This window comes from Sphingomonas aerophila, from assembly GCF_014199305.1.
In the GTDB taxonomy this organism is placed as follows: Bacteria; Pseudomonadota; Alphaproteobacteria; order Sphingomonadales; family Sphingomonadaceae; genus Sphingomonas; species Sphingomonas aerophila.
Window position 1 is genome coordinate 1 of sequence record NZ_JACIJK010000030.1, and the last position, 1,551, is coordinate 1,551.

1 protein-coding gene is annotated in these 1,551 nt (G+C 63.8%); it reads right to left on the reverse strand.

The window, feature by feature from the left end:
• Positions 1 to 1,537, reverse strand: a 1,537-nt coding sequence (locus tag FHS94_RS19075) for a TIM-barrel domain-containing protein (RefSeq protein WP_343055370.1), incomplete at its 3' end; no start/stop codon positions are given.
• Positions 1,538 to 1,551 lie beyond the last annotated feature (14 nt).

Below are 1,551 nucleotides of genomic sequence, written 5' to 3' on the forward strand. Positions count from 1 at the left end.
GACCGTCCACCCATGGCTCGACACGCGGCGTGTCCTTGGCCGAGTGGTCGCGAAACACAGGGTAGAAGGCCCCGATTTCGAACCAGCGGGTCAGCAGGTCGGGGCTGGGTCCGCCCGCGAAGCCTGACACGTCCGCGCCGGAATAGGAAAAGCCCGACAGGCCAAGGTTGATGATCTGGTGAATCGAGAGCTTCAGATGCTCCCAGGTCGCCGAATTGTCGCCCGTCCAGGTCGCCGAATAACGCTGCCCACCCGCATAGGACGCGCGAGTCATCACATACGCGCGCTCGTTCGGGTTCAGGCGCCGCAGCCCGTCATAGGTCGCGCGGGTATTCTGCATCCCATACACATTGTGCATCTCAAGATGGCTGGCGCTGCGCGGTGCGAAGTCATCGCTGGCGATCCGGTGGACATTGTCCAGCGGCATCGTCTTGGTCGGCGTGTTAAAGATCGCCGGCTCGTTCATGTCATTCCAGGCGCCAGCCACGCCGTCTGCAATCTGCTCACGGAACAGCCCGCCCCACCAGTCGCGCGTCCTGGCCGTGGTGAAATCGGGGAACACGGACGGCCCGGGCCAGACTGGCGCCACGTACACGGAGCCGTCCGGGCGCTTCACGAAGTGATCGCCGGCCGCGCCCGTATCATAGGGCTTGTAGTTCTCGCCAGGTGCGCTCGCGACATGAAGGTCGGTAATCGTGATCACCTTGAACCCGTCCCGCCCCATGTCGGACACCAGCCCCTTCAGGTCGGGGAAGGTCTGCTTGTTCACGGTGAAAGGCCGGTTGCGGTCCTGGAAGTCGATATCCAGCCACAGCACATCGGTTGGCACCTTCTCGGTACGCAGGCGTGCCGCCACCTGCCGCAGTTCGTCCGCGCTCATGTAGCTGTAGCGCGATTGCTGGTAGCCGAGCGCCCAGCGCGACGTCAGCGGCGCCTTCCCCGTCAGGTCGGTATAGCGGCGGACGACCTGCGCCATCGACGGGCCGTTGATCACGTAATAGTCGATCGGTCCGTCCGGCCCGCCGAACGCGATCACGCCATCCTCATGGTGCCCGAAGTCGAACCAGGTGCGCCAGGTGTTGTCGAGGAGGATGCCATAACTGCCGCCGTCGCCTCCCGTCCCGATAAAGAACGGGATCGACTTGTAGATCGGGTCATCGCTGGGCGAATATCCGAATGCATCGGTGTTCCAGTCAACAAAGCTCTTGCCGCGGCGGTCCATCCCGCCGGTCTTGTCGCCGAGTCCGAAGATATGCTCCGACTGGGGCAGCATCTTGCGAAGCGTGAACTCCGACCCGCTGGTCCGGACCGGCTCTGCCGCGTCGGCGGAAATCACCTTGCCGGCGAGATCGGTGATGACCAGCCGTTCGCCATCGAGGCGAACTCGCATCGTGCGGGTCGAAAAGCCGGTTGCGTCTGGGGTGACCGATGCACGCTTCGCCCGTAATTCTGCCGGGACGGCCCAACTTGCGTCTTCGGGCATCTGTGTACCCCGGGCGATGGTCACCCGAAGGATATCGTCCGTCAGCGCGGTCACGCGCACGACATTGT